The sequence below is a fragment of the Thalassospira sp. HF15 genome, assembly GCF_011806525.1.
Classification (GTDB): domain Bacteria; phylum Pseudomonadota; class Alphaproteobacteria; order Rhodospirillales; family Thalassospiraceae; genus Thalassospira.
Map to the genome: position 1 here is coordinate 175,839 of NZ_JAAVKI010000006.1, position 17,574 is coordinate 193,412.

The 17,574-nt window shown below is 56.5% G+C and carries 19 protein-coding genes; 6 read left to right on the plus strand and 13 right to left on the minus strand.

All coding sequences use genetic code 11. From position 1 onward, the window contains the following. Nucleotides 1–96: 96 nt before the first annotated feature. The 3 genes from HED22_RS14815 to HED22_RS14825 all read right to left on the minus strand — a co-directional run bounded on the left by HED22_RS14815 (nt 97) and on the right by HED22_RS14825 (nt 2,459). Nucleotides 97–741 (minus strand): Crp/Fnr family transcriptional regulator, encoded by a 645-nt coding sequence (locus HED22_RS14815; RefSeq protein WP_167723600.1) that lies wholly within the window; start codon nt 739–741, stop codon nt 97–99. A 202-nt stretch (nt 742–943) separates the two neighbouring features. Then, nucleotides 944–1,399: a DUF2946 family protein gene (locus HED22_RS14820; protein WP_167723602.1), complete on the minus strand. Its 456-nt coding sequence runs from the start codon at nt 1,397–1,399 to the stop codon at nt 944–946. 169 nt (nt 1,400–1,568) lie between these two features. Beyond that, nucleotides 1,569–2,459, minus strand: a complete 891-nt coding sequence (locus HED22_RS14825) for a DMT family transporter (protein WP_167723604.1) — start codon at nt 2,457–2,459, stop codon at nt 1,569–1,571. 102 nt (nt 2,460–2,561) lie between these two features. Between HED22_RS14825 and HED22_RS14830 the strand changes: the two genes are divergently transcribed. From HED22_RS14830 to HED22_RS14845, 4 genes are all read left to right on the plus strand, one after another. Beyond that, complete coding sequence (locus HED22_RS14830; RefSeq protein ID WP_167723606.1) at nt 2,562–3,455, plus strand: LysR substrate-binding domain-containing protein; 894 nt, start codon at nt 2,562–2,564, stop codon at nt 3,453–3,455. A gap of 103 nt (nt 3,456–3,558) precedes the next feature. Beyond that, nucleotides 3,559–4,128, plus strand: a complete 570-nt coding sequence (locus HED22_RS14835; RefSeq protein ID WP_167723608.1) for an HdeD family acid-resistance protein — start codon at nt 3,559–3,561, stop codon at nt 4,126–4,128. 67 nt (nt 4,129–4,195) lie between these two features. Continuing rightward, the gene (locus HED22_RS14840) at nt 4,196–4,822 is read left to right on the plus strand and encodes a LysE family translocator (protein WP_167723610.1); all 627 of its coding nucleotides are present in this window, start codon (nt 4,196–4,198) and stop codon (nt 4,820–4,822) included. Nucleotides 4,823–4,911: 89 nt separating this feature from the next. Then, nucleotides 4,912–6,843 carry a heavy metal translocating P-type ATPase gene (locus HED22_RS14845; RefSeq protein ID WP_175581263.1) on the plus strand — a complete coding sequence of 644 codons (1,932 nt, stop codon included), beginning with the start codon at nt 4,912–4,914 and terminating at the stop codon, nt 6,841–6,843. 5 nt (nt 6,844–6,848) lie between these two features. Here the strand turns inward: HED22_RS14845 and HED22_RS14850 are convergent, their stop codons facing one another. Both HED22_RS14850 and HED22_RS14855 read right to left on the minus strand, forming a co-directional pair. Then, nucleotides 6,849–8,162 carry a glycosyltransferase gene (locus tag HED22_RS14850; protein ID WP_167723612.1) on the minus strand — a complete coding sequence of 438 codons (1,314 nt, stop codon included), beginning with the start codon at nt 8,160–8,162 and terminating at the stop codon, nt 6,849–6,851. A gap of 43 nt (nt 8,163–8,205) precedes the next feature. Next, complete coding sequence (locus HED22_RS14855) at nt 8,206–10,989, minus strand: ATP-dependent DNA helicase (RefSeq protein ID WP_167723614.1); 2,784 nt, start codon at nt 10,987–10,989, stop codon at nt 8,206–8,208. A 101-nt stretch (nt 10,990–11,090) separates the two neighbouring features. Between HED22_RS14855 and HED22_RS14860 the strand changes: the two genes are divergently transcribed. Beyond that, complete coding sequence (locus HED22_RS14860) at nt 11,091–11,945, plus strand: AraC family transcriptional regulator (protein ID WP_167723616.1); 855 nt, start codon at nt 11,091–11,093, stop codon at nt 11,943–11,945. 79 nt (nt 11,946–12,024) lie between these two features. On the opposite strand, the gene HED22_RS14865 is transcribed toward HED22_RS14860, so the two are convergent. The 6 genes from HED22_RS14865 to HED22_RS14890 all read right to left on the minus strand — a co-directional run bounded on the left by HED22_RS14865 (nt 12,025) and on the right by HED22_RS14890 (nt 15,928). After that, entirely contained in the window at nt 12,025–12,633 is a 609-nt protein-coding gene (locus HED22_RS14865; RefSeq protein WP_175581264.1) for a LysE family translocator, read from the minus strand. A gap of 196 nt (nt 12,634–12,829) precedes the next feature. Continuing rightward, nucleotides 12,830–13,198, minus strand: a complete 369-nt coding sequence (locus HED22_RS14870) for a hypothetical protein (RefSeq protein WP_167723618.1) — start codon at nt 13,196–13,198, stop codon at nt 12,830–12,832. Between the two features lie 178 nt (nt 13,199–13,376). Further along, complete coding sequence (locus HED22_RS14875; protein ID WP_167723620.1) at nt 13,377–13,814, minus strand: YqaA family protein; 438 nt, start codon at nt 13,812–13,814, stop codon at nt 13,377–13,379. Nucleotides 13,815–13,839: 25 nt separating this feature from the next. Next, nucleotides 13,840–14,136 carry a putative quinol monooxygenase gene (locus HED22_RS14880; protein ID WP_167723622.1) on the minus strand — a complete coding sequence of 99 codons (297 nt, stop codon included), beginning with the start codon at nt 14,134–14,136 and terminating at the stop codon, nt 13,840–13,842. 186 nt (nt 14,137–14,322) lie between these two features. After that, on the minus strand, nt 14,323–14,748 hold the full coding sequence (locus tag HED22_RS14885) for an organic hydroperoxide resistance protein (RefSeq protein ID WP_167723624.1): 426 nt from the start codon (nt 14,746–14,748) through the stop codon (nt 14,323–14,325). Between the two features lie 136 nt (nt 14,749–14,884). Continuing rightward, entirely contained in the window at nt 14,885–15,928 is a 1,044-nt protein-coding gene (locus HED22_RS14890; RefSeq protein WP_167723626.1) for an alpha/beta hydrolase, read from the minus strand. Nucleotides 15,929–16,177: 249 nt separating this feature from the next. Between HED22_RS14890 and HED22_RS14895 the strand changes: the two genes are divergently transcribed. After that, nucleotides 16,178–16,636, plus strand: coding sequence for a MarR family winged helix-turn-helix transcriptional regulator (locus tag HED22_RS14895; protein ID WP_167723628.1), 459 nt, complete (start codon nt 16,178–16,180; stop codon nt 16,634–16,636). Nucleotides 16,637–16,653: 17 nt separating this feature from the next. Here the strand turns inward: HED22_RS14895 and HED22_RS14900 are convergent, their stop codons facing one another. Then, the gene (locus HED22_RS14900) at nt 16,654–17,082 is read right to left on the minus strand and encodes a DUF1801 domain-containing protein (protein ID WP_167723630.1); all 429 of its coding nucleotides are present in this window, start codon (nt 17,080–17,082) and stop codon (nt 16,654–16,656) included. Further along, on the minus strand, nt 17,079–17,486 hold the full coding sequence (locus tag HED22_RS14905; RefSeq protein WP_167723632.1) for an MAPEG family protein: 408 nt from the start codon (nt 17,484–17,486) through the stop codon (nt 17,079–17,081). The genes HED22_RS14900 and HED22_RS14905 overlap by 4 nt, the downstream gene beginning before the upstream one ends. Nucleotides 17,487–17,574: the final 88 nt, after the last annotated feature.

Genomic DNA, 17,574 nt, shown 5'->3' on the forward strand with positions numbered 1-17,574 from the left:
TCTGGTTCTGAACTGATCCTGCTTTAAGCCGAGCTCAAAAGAAAACGCACCGGAAAGTTTCCCGGTGCGTTTTATCGTTTCATGGTTTTTTGGCTTTCAGGCCGCTGATTGTTGTTCTGGGTCGCCTGCAACCTTGCAAAGCTTGTCCCGGTCAATACGCATGGTGGATGGCATGCGCGGATTGCGGACAATCGCCCCTTCGCGTTTGAGATTGGCGATCATGCGGCTGGCCGTTTCGGTCGTGGTTGCCACGATATTTCCAAGCTTCTCCCGGTTGGGCAGCGACACCAGATCGTTATGGGCCGACCACAGCAAGAACCGGCAAATCCGGCGCATGGCCGATCCGGTACCAAAACTGATCTTGAGCTGCTGACCGTCCATGACTTCGCTTGCCAGAAGCGAGGTCACAGCGGCCTGTGTGCGTTGATCATTTTGCTGGGCGAGGCGAATGCGCTGGATCGGGATGCGTTTGATCACCGACGGTGCGATGGTTTCAATCACCAGTGCCGGATCGGTTACAGCAAGCATTTCAAGGCCAATCGGATCGCCGGGGCGATAAACCCGACAGACCTGTCTTTCGCCTTGTTCGGTATATTTGCAGCGGAGCGCCAGCCCGGATTCCACGATGTAAATATAGGTGTGGTCCTGGCTGTGATGTCCGATGCTTGCATCGGATGGCAACGTCAAAACGGCGGGATCAGCAAGTTTTTCCAATACATGCAAGGCGTCGTCTTTGTTCATGGGGATCTCCCATTGGCAAATTTTCAGATACGCGGCAAAGCCGTCGCGTATCGACACCAGTCTGTGAACCGGGGAGTGCCCCCGGGATCGCCGGCTTTACCGGCTGGAATTGCTTGAAAATCGGATGGATGCACGTCCGCCAGATACATCTGTGGCGTAAAATCGCCAGCAAGGCTTTAAGAGAGCATGATCCGAATTCCGATCAGACCGAGGCGGGCGGTGCGCGCGGGGATGCGGCAATCTGGCAGAAGTCGTGCAGACGTGCCGTTATATGCAGGGCAGTGACCTTGTTTGACAGCCGGACACGCTGGACCAGCGGCAATTCAGGTTCTACCGGCATGCCAACCGCATGGTTGCCAAGGCCGCAACTGGCGCACTGGAAACCATCAAACGCATCCGAACTGTGCGGATAGGGCGTACCATTATCGGCAAGGTCGGCGGGCACCGAAATCGTTTTGATGCCATTGGCGGTACAAATGATCAGGGGAACGTAGGTCGGTGCGTTACTCGCCGTGCTGACGATACCGGTCGGTTCGGCGGCCATCGCCACAGGTGCGTGCATGAAGCCAAACAACAACGCGTTGACCAGCAACAGCCACGCCACACATAGTGACAGTGTGCGTCTGGCAGCCAAGCAGTTGAGAGGCGTGAAATACACGGGCTTCGTCCCAATCAGGAAAAACGAGAAGCAAATCAAACGCAAATCGTTCTAATGATTTTGAATAGACCCTTGAAAGCACCGTGTCAAAGCTTCGCGTTGTGAACCAGTTATCAGTATTTCTTTATAATCGTTCTGATGTGCCGGGCTGAGCCCGGCACATACTGGATCAGGCCGTTGCCTTGCGGGCAAGTCTTGCCATGGAAATGCGCAACATCACAACGCCTGTAATGGCGACCGCGCCACCGATCAGGGTCAGGATATCAGGCGTAATACCGTTCAGACTCCATGCCAGCACCACCGCAATCGGCGGCACCAGATATAAGAAGTTTGCCGCCGACGCCGGACCAAAATGGCCAATGGCAAAGCTCCAGGTCGCGTAGCCAAGCGATGCAGAGATAAATCCAAGGAACAATACTGCCGAAATTACCGACACTGGTGCCATGCTGATTTGTGCCATGCCGTCAGGCAACCAAGGGGTCAGCCAAAGCGCGCCGGTGATCAGCGTCCAGCAGGTGCAGGTCGCAGGCCCATAGCGTGCAATGACCCCGCGCACCAGAACGAAGTAGGTGGCTGACAGGATTGATGCCAACAGGATCAGCGAACTGCCATTGCCAAACGTCATCGGACCGGGTTGACCAAAGGCAATCAGAACCACACCGGAAAAACTGACAGCCGTGGCAATCCAGGCCCCGATCCCGAACCGGTCGCGCAAGAACACGGTGGCAAGCATCGCCGTCCAGATCGGAAGGGTATTGATGATAAAGCTAGCAGCCCCCGGTGATACGGTTTGCTGCCCGGTATTGAGCAGCCAGTTATAGATGCTGATGCCAAGCGCACCACCCAGACCAAGCCGGGCAAGATCAACCAGACTGGGCATTGCCGGACGTGTGACCAGAAGCCAGATGACAGCTGGACAGGCCGCAAGTGCAAAGCGCACAGCGGCAAGTGGCAGGGGATCAAGCGAGGCCAGGGCAACCCCGATCAGCGGGAAGGCCGCCGCCCAGGAAAGAACCGTAATCAGGGCACAAGCAAGACCAAGTGTGGCGCGTGAAAACATCACCGTTTCCTTTGCTACATATCAAGAAATCTGTCTCTGATCTTGCTGATAACGCGATCATGGATGTTGACATAGAACATAGCTTGGGGATCAGATGTGCATATGATGCACAGCAATGACTTTCCTCTTCCGCCCCTTGCCCTGTTGCCCGCGGTGATCGCTGCGGCGCGCAACGGGTCCTTTTCGGCTGCTGCCCTGGAAATGGGGGTTACGCACAGCGTGATCAGCCGCCACGTCGCACAGGTCGAACAGTGGTTGGGCTATGATCTTTTTGAACGCTATGGCCGCGGGGTGCGCCCGACACCCGATGGTCAGCGCTTCCTGCGTGAAACCCAGGCGGCAATTGATCTTTTGTCACAGGGGGCACAGCCGTGGCGGCAGCGTCGCGGACCGGATGTGATCAAAATCAGCCTGCTGCCATCCTATGCCCGTATCTGGTTTCTTGAACTCGTGCCCGATATCGAGCGTGACTTGAATGTGCGGCTTGAGCTTGAGATTTCCGAGCGGTTGGCAGATTTCAACGACGGGCAAACTGATATCGCCATCCGGTGTGGCAAGGGGCAGTGGCAGGGCACCAAATCCAGCTTGCTGTTTTCCGATGATCTTGTGCCGTTGATTTCGCCGAGGCTTCTGGCCGGGCAGGATCCGAACAGCCTTGATGCCAAGGCGATCTCGAACCTGCCGCTTCTTAATGACAGCGACGCAACCGGTTGGCGCCATTGGCTGGCCGCGCATGGGGTAAAGTACCGGCAAAAGCCGTCTGATCGCCGATTTGAGGATTACAGCGTCGGGCTGTGTGCCGCGGAAGCCGGGCTTGGTGTGATACTTGCGCGCTTGCCGTTTTCTAACACGGCGATTGAAAAACATGACCTGATCATGCTGCCCTATCGCCCCATCAGAAGCCCGCTTGCGACCTTTTTGGTGCAGCCTGCTTATGAACAGCGCCCGGCTGTGCGCGCGGTGGCGGAACGCCTGATTGAGGCGGCCCGGGGCTGAGCATCGGGAACTTGTTCTATTCGATATGCGTTAGATGGACTATAATTTGCAGTAATTTCAGGTTGATATTGCTGCGATCCACAGCAGTCAGGAGCACATCACCATGACATTGATCGTAAATGACGGTACGCCGGAAATGCGCGGACTTCTTGATAAAAGCCGCAAGCGGCTGCGCAATGTCGGGATCATCATGCTTGTGCTTGGCGTGCTTGCGGTGGCCTTTCCGTTTGTCACGACCGTTGCCTTTAAAACCGTGATTGGATGGCTGTTTCTGATCGGGGCGTTTGGCCATTTTTATGGTGCATGGAATGCCGATACACCGACGCGACGCAGCCTTGATATCATTCAGGGGGCTGTCTTTGCCCTGATTGGTGGCTGGCTGGCCTTCATGCCGGAAGGCGGGCTTGTAACCCTGACCGTGTTGCTGGCGATTGCCTTTTTGCTGCATGGGCTTTTTGAAACCATGATGGGCTTGTGGCTTAAACAGTTTCCGGGCTGGAAATGGATGCTGGTTTCTGGCGGGATTTCGGTGCTGGCCGGTATTCTGATCTTCGCCGAACTGCCGAGCTCGGCAACGTGGGCGATTGGTTTGCTGCTTGGCGTTAACCTGTTATCGTCGGGGTTGAGCTACCTGATGGTATCGATGGCGATGGGCAAGGTCTCGCAGGGGTAACGCAATACCCGCATGTCCTTGATATCGTCAGCATGACCTTTAAGGCCGACCTTGAAAGGGGATGGCGATGACAGATATCGGAAGCCTTGCGACCATTGCCGTGGCCTTTTTTGTCGCGGCGGCATCGCCCGGGCCAGCCACCCTTGCCCTGGCCTCTGTCTCCATGGGATCGGGGCGAAAATCCGGTCTTTTGTTTGGTGCAGGGCTTTCGGTCGGGCTTGGTGTCTGGGGGCTGGTGGCGGCCATTGGCCTTGGCAGTGTTTTGCAGGCCTCAAGTCATGCGTTGATGATCTTGAAGATTCTGGGCGGTGCCTATCTGATCTGGCTGGCCTGGCTTTCTGCATGTTCTGCTTCGCGCCCGTCAAAAGCGCATAGATCAGAACCACGCCGGATATCGCGCGGGTTCTGGCAAGGATTGATCCTTAATCTTTCAAACCCCAAGGCGGTGTTTGCCTGGATGGCTGTATTGTCGGTCGGGCTTGGCGAAGGCAGTGATGCGGGGCAGGTCGCATTGGCAGCTGGCATATGCGTGATGCTTGGGTTTGCGATCTATGGGTTCTATGCGCTGATGTTTTCGACATCCGGTGCGATGGCGGTCTATGCCCGTGCGCGGCGCTGGATCGAAGGTGCGGTTGCCGGGCTGTTTGCCCTTGCCGGTTTTGGACTGATCCGTTCGGCCTTTGTGCGGTCCTGACCAAAGGCCCAATGCGCTATCTAATGGTATCGACGGTAAAATTCCGGCATGATGATGTAATCATATATGCGAAAAGACCGGGGTAAGGGATGGCGCAATATCCAATTGACGATACATTGCAGCGGTTTGACGATGCCCTGTCAGCACCGCAGCTTAACCGCGCTATCTTAAGTGTCACCCTGCTTGCCATGGCGGGGCACTTTATCCTGATGTTTACCGGGCAGTTTGGGGTGCCCGACATGTTGATGGGCCACCGCACCGCCGACTTGCCGCTGTTTGTCCTGTTTATCGTTGGTGGCCTGCCTATTTTAGGCCAACTGGCGATCAAGCTTTTGCGCCGGGAAATGGGGGCGGATTTTCTCGCCGCCATTTCCTTTGTTACCGGTGTTGTTCTTGCCGAGTATCTTGCGGCCAGTCTGATCATTCTCATGCTGACCGGTGGGCAGGTTCTGGAAGGCTTTGCCATGCGCAAGGCGTCCTCGGCCCTTAATGCCTTGGCCCGGCGCATGCCCAGTGTCGCGCATCGCAAGGATGCGACAGGCGAGATCACCGATATTGCCCTTGATGATGTGGCCGTTGATGATCTGATTGCGGTCTTTCCCCATGAAACAGCGCCGGTTGATGGTGTGGTGGTCGATGGCCATGGCAGCATGGATGAAAGCTATCTGACCGGTGAACCCTATGTGGTGGCCAAGGCACCGGGGACGGCGGTGCTGTCGGGCGCAATCAATGGCGAGGCGGTTCTGATCATTCGGGCCGAAAAACGCGCGCGCGATTCCCGCTATGCCCAAATCATGAATGTCATGGCCGAGGCTGAACAGAAACGCCCGCGCATTCGTCGCATCGGCGATCAGATTGGCGCGTGGTTTGCCCCGGCTGCATTGTTGTTTGCAATACTTGTCGGGTATCTCAGCGATGATTCATCACGCTTTCTGGCGGTGTTGGTGGTGGCGACACCGTGCCCGCTTCTGATTGCCATTCCGATCACGGTGATGAGTGCGATTTCGATTGCCGCCCGGCGCGGGATTGTCATTCGGGATCCGACGGTGCTTGAACGCTTGCCAACCTGTGAAACGGCGATCTTTGACAAGACCGGCACGCTGACGTATGGCCGCCCGGAACTGGTTGATGTTCTGCCGGGACCGGATATGGACGGCAATCTTGTCTTGCGGCTGGCGGCCAGTCTGGAACGCTATTCCAAGCATCCGCTGGCCTCGGCCGTTCTGGCGGCGGCCCGTGATCGCAATCTGCCGCTTGATGAGGTCAATCATGCCTCGGAAAAGCCGGGGCAGGGCCTGAGCGGGCAGGCGGATGGTCATGAAGTTGCCGTTACCCATCGCAACAAACTGATGAAGTCTGATCCCGATATCGCGGCCCAGTTGCCTGAAACGGCGGCCGGCCTTGAATGCGTGGTGCTGGTCGATGGCAAATATGGCGCGACGTTCCGCTTCCGCGATACCCCACGCGCCGAGGGCGAAAGCTTTGTCGGTCATCTGGGCGACATCCATCATTTCAAAAAGGTGATGTTGCTTTCGGGTGACCGCGAAAGCGAGGTCAGCTATCTGTCCGATCTGCTGGGTATTTCCGAAAGCCTGGCATCGCAAAGCCCGGAGCAGAAAGTCGCCATCGTGCGCCAAGAAACCGCCAAGGCACCAACCCTGTTCATGGGGGATGGCATCAACGATGCACCGGCATTGGCGGTTGCCACGGTCGGCATTGCCTTTGGCAAGGAAAGTGCGGTGACCGCCGATGCCGCCGGGGCCGTCATCCCAGAAGCCTCATTGGTCACCGTCGACGAACTCCTTCACATCAGCATGGCGATGCGCCGCATCCTTCTGCAAAGCGTGATTGGTGGTATGGTGCTGTCGGTCCTTGCCATGGGCTTTGCCGCAGGTGGCTTTATCACCCCGGTGGCCGGGGCGCTTTTGCAGGAAGTGATCGATATTATCGCCATCCTGAATGCGCTGAGGTTGGCGCTGCGTCACGATATCGATGCGGATATTGTTGAGGATGATTTTTGACAGCTTTAAGTGCCGTCTGAATTTTCGACTGCCGCGGCAATTTGGGCGATTGCCGTTTTGATGCCGTCTTCATGGGTGATCTCACGCGACATGCGTTCGGCGTTGTTGCGATATGATGGCGTTTTGAAAACGGTCTGTATCTGCTTTGCCAGAAGCGTTGCATCAAGTTTTGCAGGCTTTATCGGCCTTGGGGAAACGCCAAGCTTGTGCAGGCGTTTTGCCCAGAAGGGTTGATCCCCGAAAAACGGAATGATGATGGATGGGCGCCCGGCGCGGAGGGCTGCTGCGCAGGTGCCGGCACCGCCATGATGGATGACGATATCGACCTTGGTGAACAGCCAGTCATGGGGAACCTCTTTGACCGCAAAGATATTGTCGGGCCAGTCAATGTCATGCATACCGCCCCAGCCGGTGGCAACAATGGCCGCTACGTCCGATCCAGACGACTGTGATGCCGCCTTGGCGATCATCTGTGCCATCGCACCGGGATCATTCCCGTGCATGGATCCGAAGCCGATATAGATCAGGTTTTTATGGCTTTCGACGAACTTTTGTAACGCCGGATCAGGCGCCTGTGTTTGCGGGCTGTTATCAAGAAACCAGTATCCGGTGACGGTTGCGTGTTTGGGCCAGTCATCGGGGCGGGCAATTACGGCCTCGCTAAAGGCATGAATGATTGGAAGTGCGCCGGACTGGCAGGATTTGACGATATCCAGATCCTTGGCCTTGATGCCGTTCTGGCGTCGTTCTGCCCAGCGACAAACTTGCCGACGTAACGTTGCGTTCAAAAGTCTGCACATCAGCTTGCTGGTCAGAAGGTTATAGCAGCGCCCCAGACCGCCACGAAAACCCAGATCAGGGATGCCCATATGCGGATAATCCCCGGTCGGGATAAAGGAGGGGATCAGTTGCGCCATGACGGTCGGAATGCCGAAATGACGGCCAATGGCAAACGCGCCAAAGGTCTTGGGATGAAAGACGATGACGTCCGGTTTGTCTTGGCTGATGGTCTTGAAGATATCATCAAGCAGCACGTCCTGAAGGCCGCGCGTCTTTTTGCCAAGTGCGATCAGGGATGTGATTTTCTGAAACCGGGACGCCTTCGGATCGGCCGAACTGGCAAAAAGTCGGTCATCCATCAGGGCAATCAGCGCATCGGTCAGGGCTTCGAATTCAAGGTCATATTCGGTGACAAAACCGGCAAAGCGTTCGGGGGCCGCCAATGTCACCCGGTGTCCCTGCTGGAGTAATCCACGGCCAAGGGCGACAAAGGGCTGCACATCGCCGCGCGTTCCATAGGTCATCAGCATGACATGCATGGTGCGTCCTTTCCGCCGTCACAATTGAGGCCAAAGAAACCGATTAACCTTCTTCGCGATCCCGGTCATTGCCAAGGAAGCTTCGCGTTTGTTCAATCGCCTCGCGCAGGCCAACCCGCTGAACTTCAACATCTTCGGGGAAGGCCCCCAGAAGCCGCGATGGCATGCGGTTATCCAGCAATACAAACACCCCGCGATCTTCGGCACGCCGGACAAGTCGGCCAAAGGCCTGCTTCATGCGCAACCGTGTCAGCATGTCATCATAGCGCGCGCCGTGGAAGGCGGATTTGCGCGCCCGGTGCAGGATGTCAGGTCGGGGCCAGGGTACGCGATCAAAGACGATCAGGCGTAAGGAATCACCCGGCACATCAACGCCATCACGCACCGCATCGGTGCCGAGCAGACAGGCATCGCGTTCAACCCGGAAAATATCAATCAGGGTCGAAACATCCATGCCATCAATATGCTGGGCCAGCAATTGCAGACCGGCATCATCCATCGGCCCAGTCAGGCGTTCATAGATCGCACGCAGGCGGGTAATGGCGGTAAACAGGCCAAGCGCGCCGCCACCGGACGCCAAGAACAGCTCGCGATAGGCGGCTGCGATATGATCGGGGTTATCACGCCCCAAATCATTGACGATGAAAACGCGGGTCTGTTCGCGGTAATCATACGGACTTTTCATCGCCGCCCGGATCGCAGGCAGCGGCATGTGGGCGGCCCCCGTACGGTCCTCTGCCACGGCCCAGTCGAAATCTTCGTCCCCCGTGCCATCACGCAGCGTCGCGGACGTCACCACCATGCCGTGCGCGGTGGGGGCAAGCGATGTGGTCAGCGGAATGGTCGGATCAAGGTAATGGCGATGCATGCCAACATCAAAATCGCGGCCAAACTGGCGTTCAATCGCAAACCAGTCGACGAAGGTTTTTGGTGTTTCCTCAACCAATGATGCCAGCATTTCGCGCCACGCACCGACCTGCATGATGGCGCGCCGTTCAAGGGATCGGATGGCAGCATCAAGGCGCTGGCGTTCGGCGCTATCAAGCTCGTCGGCCTTTTCATCGAGCATATGGGCGATGATCTTGATCAGCGATTTGGCCGGTTTTTCCATCGCCTCCAACGCGCGGTCAAGGTCCGCTGCACTGGCGAGAACTTCATTGAGTGCGGGTTTGCAATCGGTTTCGATTGAATAACCCCGATCACCCTCGGCGGACCGCGCCATCACCTGTGCCCGAACATGGGCAAGGAAGGTCTCCGCCGGGCCCTTGGCATATTGCGATCCATCGTGAATGCGCGACAGCCATCCCTGTTCCGGCAGGCATTGGGCGGCGACAATCACCGCATTGACCGCATCACGCAATTCATCGCGATCAAGGATCAGGCTTTCAAGCCGCTGTTTCAGGCCACGCGCACGCGACGATCCCTTTTGCTCTGCCCCGAGTAACCACCGGCGCAGTTCCTGCCCCTCCATGCCGGTCAAATGCGATGAAAAGGCCTTGTCGGCGGCATCAAAAAGATGGTGGCCCTCATCGAAGACATAACGGGTCGGCATGGCGGCATCATCCAGCCCGCCAAGGGCTGCTTGCACCATCACCAACGCATGGTTGGCAACAACGATTTCCGCCGATCTTGCGCGGCGCACGGTTTTTTCAACAAAGCATTTCGAATAATGCGGGCAGGCGGCATAGATGCATTCGCCGCGCTGATCTGCAAGTGCGCCGGTAAAGCGATTGCCCAGCAATTCGGTCAGCCAGGCGGGAAAATCGCCCCCGACCATATCGCCATCACGGGTATGGGATGCCCAGCGCGCAATAAGGCCAAGCGGGGTGGCTTGGTGCGGCTGCTGATTAAGCGGCCTTTGGGCTTCTTCGAAATTGAGAAGGCAGAAATAGTTTTCCCGCCCCTTGCGCACCACGGCCTTAAGGCGCTTGTCCTTGGGATCGTCATAAAGGCGATCCAGTTCCTGATCGATCTGGCGTTGCAGGTTACGGGTATAGGTCGAAATCCACACCGCCCCGTCATTCTTCTGCGCCCAGAGTGACGCCGGGGCGACATAGCCCAGCGTCTTGCCGGTGCCCGTTCCGGCCTCGGCCAAGACGATATTGGGCGCGCCATCATGCAGGCGCGGGCCAAAGGCGGAACAGACGGACGACGCATAATCGGCCTGTTGCGGGCGTTCTTCGGCCCCTTCGCCGAGGAGTTCTTTCAGGCGCTTGCGCGCATCCTTGGGATCAACCGGGTAATTGGCCGGCGGCGGTGGCGGGGCATGTTCGGCCCATTCGCCAAGTTTCTTCCAGACCTTAAGCCCTTCATACACCGCATAACGGTGCGGGCCATCACCATCGGCCCCAAGGGCCGCCAGAACAGACACACCCCACGGCCAGTGGCCGCGCGCCATCGGCCATGCAACAGACAGGGCCGGGCTGCGTTTATTGCGATGAAGGGTGGCAAGTTCCTGCAAAAGGCGCTTCATGGCCTCGGCCAAGGCCTCTGCCTGACCGATCAGGTCGTCTGCCGGTTTTTGCCCGGTCGCCAAGGCAATGCCACGCGGGGTCGGCACGCAAAATTGCGCCGGGCGGACAAAGGCAAAAAGCTCCAAAAGGTCATGGGCCGGAAACGGATCGGATTTCAGCCGACGTGCGCAAGCCGGAGTATGGACCAGAATTGGGCGTGATGACCGCGCACGCTTGGCCGCAGCCCCGTGCGGCAGTTCCTCGATCTCGCCATCGGGCGACAAGAACACGGCATGACGCAATCCAACGACCATGACAGGTGCGTTGGGCGGCATGAAACGCGGTTGGGACTCTTCGGAACGATCATCGAACATTTGGGGCACTATAAGCAGACAGCGACAGTGGCGCCACCGGGGAAATTGACCTATCTTGGAATTTATAGAGCAATCACCCGAACACAAGAAGACGGACCGCAATGGCAGCCCCCGATACCCGCAATCAGCATTTCTGGCGCGATGACGCGATGCCGTTTGTTGAATTGCGGCGCGTGGCGGACGGGCATGCTGTTTGTTATGAGCGCCACAGCCACGATACCTTTTCGATTGGCACGGTGCGGGGCGGTTACAGTACCTATTGGAACCGGGGCAAGACCCATGAAACGCAGGCCGGTTCGGTCGTGATCCTGAACCCCGAGGACGTTCATGGCTGCAACCCGGTCAAGGGCGCGGACTGGGTTTATGACATGCTGTTTGTTGATCCGGACTGGCTTACCGATTTGCAGATTGAACTGGATGCTGATGCGGCCGGAAAGTTTGCGATGTTTTCCGACGCACTCAGCCATGATCCGCATCTTTATGACGGCTTGATTGATCTCGCCGATACGCTGGCCAACCCGGATGTGGATATTCTCGGCAAGGAAACAGCACTGGTGTCTTTCTTTGGTGATCTGCATGTGCAGCTTGACCGCCGTGGTGTGCTGGATCGTGCGGTCAGGGTTTCCGGTGCGGTTCATGACCGCAAGATGGCCCGCGTGGGCGAGTATATCCGTGCGCATTATGCCGAAAATATCGGTCTGGATGATCTGGCGGCGTTGGTTGGTTATTCCCGGTCCTATCTGGTGCGGGCATTCAAGAAAACATATGGCATGACGCCTTATGCCTATCTGATCAATTGCCGCGTACAGCGGGCACGCCATGCGCTGAGGCGTGGGGAAAAGATCGTGGATGTCGCGCTTGAAACCGGCTTTGCCGATCAGGCGCATTTTCAGCGTATTTTCAAACGCCTGATGGCGACAACACCCCGGCAATATGCCCGCGCGCAAGTCGCGTGATCCCGGCAAAAAAGAAGGCGGGTGACTGTGACCCGCCCGGAGTTTGCGCAACCCGACTATGGGGACGGGGTGCGCGGGATTATCCCAAAATCAGATAGGCTGCACTGGCGACCAGCAATACGGCCATTGCCCGGTTGAATGCGCGAATGCGTGCAGGTTCGCCCAGAAAGCGTGACAAAAACGCCCCGGCATAGGCCCAGCATGCGACCGAGGCGAAACAGACCACAAAATAGATGGCGGTAAATTCCCAGATTAGCGTCGCCGCACCAGACGCGGCATAAGCACCCATGCCGGCAATGGATGCCAGCCAGGCCTTGGGGTTGACCCATTGCATGACAGCCCCGGTGATGGCCTTGGGGCCAGTTTGGGCATCGCCCTTGCCAAGCTCGCCATTTGACGTTGCCAGTTTCCAGGCCATGAACAACAAGAACGCCACCCCGGCCCACTGAATGACAGTGGTCAGTTGCGGGAAGGCTTCCAGCATTTCATGCAGACCAAGCCCGATCAAAAGCAACAGCAGGCAAAACCCGGCCGTTGCGCCAAAGACAAGGCGAAGGGATGGGCGAAAGCCATATTGCACGCCCGAACTCAGCACCAGAATATTGACCGGTCCCGGCGTGATCGAGGCCGCAAGCGCAAAGGCGGCCATGGAAAGATAGAGGCTGATTGTGGCGGTGAAGCCGGACATCTTGGTGTTCCTCACATCAGGCGTTTTGTTGTTTGTTCGACTATGCCGTGTCTTGTGGCGCGTTTATTGAACAAAATTGACCTAGTGAGGGGATGTTTCCGGATCTGGGCAAAAAAAACGCAACCGGATGAGGGGCCGGTTGCGGTGCTTGGCGTATATGTGCCTGTCCCGGTTGGTTGCCGGGGCCGGTATCAGATCAGCTTGATGTCAGATCCATCAGAAGCGATGCACAGCGCTGCGCGATATCGTTGTTTGGTTCTTCGCTGCCCGGCATTGTTGCCCAGCCCTTTGCGATAACAAAATCGTCGCGCTTATAGGAGCTTTCAGCCTTGAGGGCGGTCAGCTCTGCCATCTGATTATTCGGCGAAAGCATTTTGAACTGGGCGACACACACCGGTGCCATCGCCGAGATCGCCGCTTCCTTGCCGCTTGCATCGGCCATTTCCTGCGCGGTGCTGCCAGACACCACCGAGCCGGTGCTAAAACCGACAACAGTGATAAGAACAGCACCAATAACGCCGCCCCAAATTCCGGGCTTCGTCCATGCAGGGATTTCGATAGCCATAATAAAAATTCCTTTTGATCAGGCCGCAAAAAGTATTTTTCACAGCTCTGTTAGATCAAAGGGAAACATTGATGATGTAATATTACAATTGATTTATTTTTAAATATTTAAATCAAAGGTCGAAAATTTAAAGGGAATGGATTTTATTTTTCGGAATTTTGAAGAATTATTTCGCGGTTTAACCAAGAAACAAGTTCGACAATCCAGTTGCCCCACCGGCAATCATGGCGTAGCGCGCAGCCTTGCCAATGGTCACCAGAATGAGGAAGGGCAAAAGACGCACCCGCATGACCCCGGCAAACAGCGTCAGCGGATCGCCAATAATCGGAAGCCAGGCGAGTAGTAATGACCACAACCCGTATTTGCCAAACCACTGTGAAGCGCGATCAAGGGCGTCTGGCGAGACCGGAAACCAGCGTCTGTCCTTGAAATGCTCGGCATAAAGGCCAAACCACCAGTTGATCAGTGATCCAATAACATTGCCAGCAGTCGCCACCGCGACCAGCACCCACACTGCATGCTCCCCGGATGCAATCAGGGCTGCCAATGCTGCCTCGGATGTGCCGGGCAGAATGGTGGCGGATGTCAGTGCGGACAGGAAAAGGGCGAGAAGCACGTTTAAAAGCCAGTCACATCAGACTTTAGGATCTGAGGGTAAATTTACGGACGTCAACCGGTCCTGCGAGAACTTCGTCCCCACTGTCACCAAAGGCCTTTAGGTAGGGTTTCTCAAAATGCAGGGCGAGGTCTTCTTCCGAGCGCCAGTTTTCATAGGCCAGCCAAACCGCAGGATCGTCTTTTGACTGGTGCATGTCATAGCTGATGCAGCCTTCCTCGGCGCGGGATGGTTCGACCAATGCCAAAAGCCGTTTGCCAAGTTCTTCTTCCATGCCAGGTTTGGCGCGTGCTGTGGCGACAACGGTAAGCTTCTTGGACATTGTGGTTTCCTGACATTGTTATGGGTCTGTGTTGTGGAGAATCACGGCCAAACACAGTGCAGGACAAACGTTTGTTTCACAAGCCGATACACAATAGAAAAAGGCCCGGTGCGGGGTAACACCGGGCCTGAAAGTGCTGGTCAGCAATTTGGGGGGAGCTGACCAGCAGGGGGGAACTTGTGTGTGTCACGCGATTACTGATGTGACATCGACATTGCCGCGCGTCGCGTTGGAATAAGGACAGATCTTGTGGGCTTCCTCGACGAGCTTTTCGGCTTCGGTCTTGTCCAGTCCCGGCAGCGAGACATTGAGCGTCACAGCAAGGCCGAAACCGCCTGCGTCACGCGGGCCAATTCCGACTTCGGCGGTGACCGAAACATCATTGGGGACTTTTGGTCCACCCTGAGATGAGACGAATTTCATCGCGCCAATGAAGCAGGCCGAATAGCCCATGGCGAAAAGCTGTTCGGGGTTGTTGCCCTCACCGCCAGCACCACCCAGTTCCTTTGGCGTGGTCAGCTTGACATCCAGCGACCCATCCTCGGTTTTCGCGCGGCCATCACGGCCGCCGGTGGCAGAAGCGCTTGCGGTATATTTTACATCAACAGACATGGTTTCATCCTTTGTTTGAACATTGGTTCGCTTGGTGAGAACCCGGCTGCGAATTCTTCATATGTCGCCGGGTCTGGGCAGGCGCAAGTGCACCTGTCCGAAAGAGGGTGAAAGTTTGGGGGAAGTCCCCCTTTGGTTATTCGCCGTGCAGGGCGTTGCGGAGATACTGACCGGCCTGGGCAGTTGCGCCTTTGGCAGCCGGGGTATCAGCAAGGGCATTGAGCATGACGAAATCATGGATCGTGCCGTTGTAGCGGGTGACGGTGACATCAACGCCAGCCTGGCTCAGTTTGCGGGCATATGCCTCGCCTTCGTCACGCAGCACGTCGTTTTCCGCGGTGATCACAAGTGCCGGGGCCTGACCGGCAAGCTGATCGGCACTTGCATGGATCGGTGTGATTTTCGGGTCAGTACGATCAACGCCTTCGGGCAGGTATTGGTTCCAGAACCATTCCATCGCAGGCTCGGTCAACCACGGACCATTGGCAAATTCGGTATAGGATCCGTTGTCAAGATCAGCATCCGTCACCGGATAGAACAGAACCTGTGCGGTGATTTCCGGGCCACCGCGTTCCTGGGCCAGAAGCGAAACCACAGCGGTCATGTTGCCTCCGACACTGTCGCCGGCAATTGCCAGACGGGTCGGATTGATATTGAGCTGTTCACTATGTTCGGCAACATATTTGGTGACGGCATAGTCTTGCTCGATCGCGACCGGATAGCGCGCCTCGGGGGAACGTTCGTAATCAACAAACACCAGAGCGGCATTGGCGCGGACCGAAAGTTCACGCACCAGACGGTCATGGGTGCCGGTATCGCCCATCACCCAGCCTGCGCCATGGAAATACACGATCACAGGAAGACGTTCATTGTTGCCCGCCGGGCGGATGATGCGAACCTTGGTGGTACCCGTCGGGCCAACATCAAACACCGTGTCGGTGATATCAACAGCCTGTTTGGCAATGTCGCCTGACTGTGCACCGGCAAGAACGTTGCGGGCCGCAGCCGGGGTCAGGGTGTAGATGGCCGGGCCGCCGGACGCGGAAAGGGCATCGATGAATTCCTGAGTGGTGTTTTCAAGAACCGGCTCTGCGAAGGCCGCGGTGCTGGTCAGCGAGGTCGATAGTGCCAGTGCGCCAGAAACAACAGCAGCGGCAACTTTTGAATTGAATGGGCTCATGGGTCTGATCCTTTAACTGGGCTGCCCGATATGTTTGATGGGCGGCGTTGCGTTTTGTTGAATTATATATCGCACACAATTAAATCGTACACGATATAAAAATGGGAAGCGCAGCCATGCAATAAAATCGCTTGTGATTTAATCGCGTGCGATTTAGATTATTTGGCTTTGAAAATTTCAGACCCGGGTTGCTCTGAGAAGACAGTTACCTTTGCGCGGGTTTGGCTCTGGCTATCAAGGATCTTACCAATGGAAGACACATCCAAAGATGATCTGCTTCAGCTCGAACAGTTCCTGTGCTTTTCGATCTATTCTGCCGGTCATGCGTTTAACCGGGTTTACAAACCACTGCTCGACAAGCTTGGGCTGACTTATCCGCAATATCTGGTGATGGTGACCCTTTGGCAGCAAGACAACCAGTCTGTGCGCAGTATCGGGGAAAAGTTGTATCTGGAATCCAGTACGCTGACCCCGTTGCTTAAACGGCTGGAAGCCCATGGGTTCGTCAGCCGTAAACGTGATCCCGAGGACGAGCGATCAGTTCGGGTTCGTCTGACGGATGCGGGAAAGGCATTGCGGGAAGCGGCAGAAGACGTTCCGGCCTGCATTTGGCAGGCCACCGGACTTGATCTTGAAACTGCCAAGCGCCTCAACCGGGATCTGCGTGCGATGCGCGATCATATGGACGCGGTGGCCGAGAAGCTCTAGGCGCTGTGTCCGGTGCGCTACTTAACAGCTTTCTTGCGATCCCGGTGATAGGTCAATGCCCAGCCAAGGGCCGTTTTGATGGCACCTTCGGGCAAAGGGCGATCAAGGGGCAGGATAATCGCGCGGTTGCCTTCGGTGGCAAGTTCGGCCGAAAGAAGGCTTCGTGTGCAGTCAATCAGATCGGTCTTGCAGTCAAAAAAGATCATGACCTGATCGGGTGTTGCCGGTTTCCAGTCTGCACGGATGGTAATGCCCGACCCGGATTTGGGGCGCCATGCCGGTTCACCCCATTTAAGGCTTTCGCCAACCGGTCCGACCCCGTCGATTTCATCTGCCAGTTCAAAAACCCAATCACGGATCGACATCAAGGCCCGCCGGGCCGCAGCCGGGCAGGCATTGAATTTTGCCGAAACGTCGGGATTGGCGAAATCGCCGGCTGTCGTCATAGGCCCCCCGCACTCATATTCCCGAAAGTCTGGATCAGAAGCCAAACGCCGCAAATTGCCAGCGTGATGTGCTGCATGACCATGGCCGGGGCAATGATCTGTTTGGTGCGGGTGAGGGTTCCGAAAACATGCAGGAGACGCGATGCCATCAGGATCAGCGCCACCACCCAGATCATGGTCGAGGTGGCCAGAACTGCCTCAATCGCAAGGACGAGCAACACGCAAAGCGGTGCATTTTCAATGAAGTTGCCATGCGCGCGGATACGGCGGCGCAAGGTCATGTCATCCCCGTCACCGGAAATGACATTCAGCTGAAATCGACGGACGGAAACCATCAGGCTGAGCGCGGTCAGCATCAGAACAAATACAGCTGTCATGCAGACTGTTACAGGAAGTGGCAGCATTGAATGGTTCCCGAATTGTTGGCACAGAGTGCAGAGGGTTTGGTCAATTCAACCACCGAATGTCGTCGGGATCAAATAAAAGGACAGC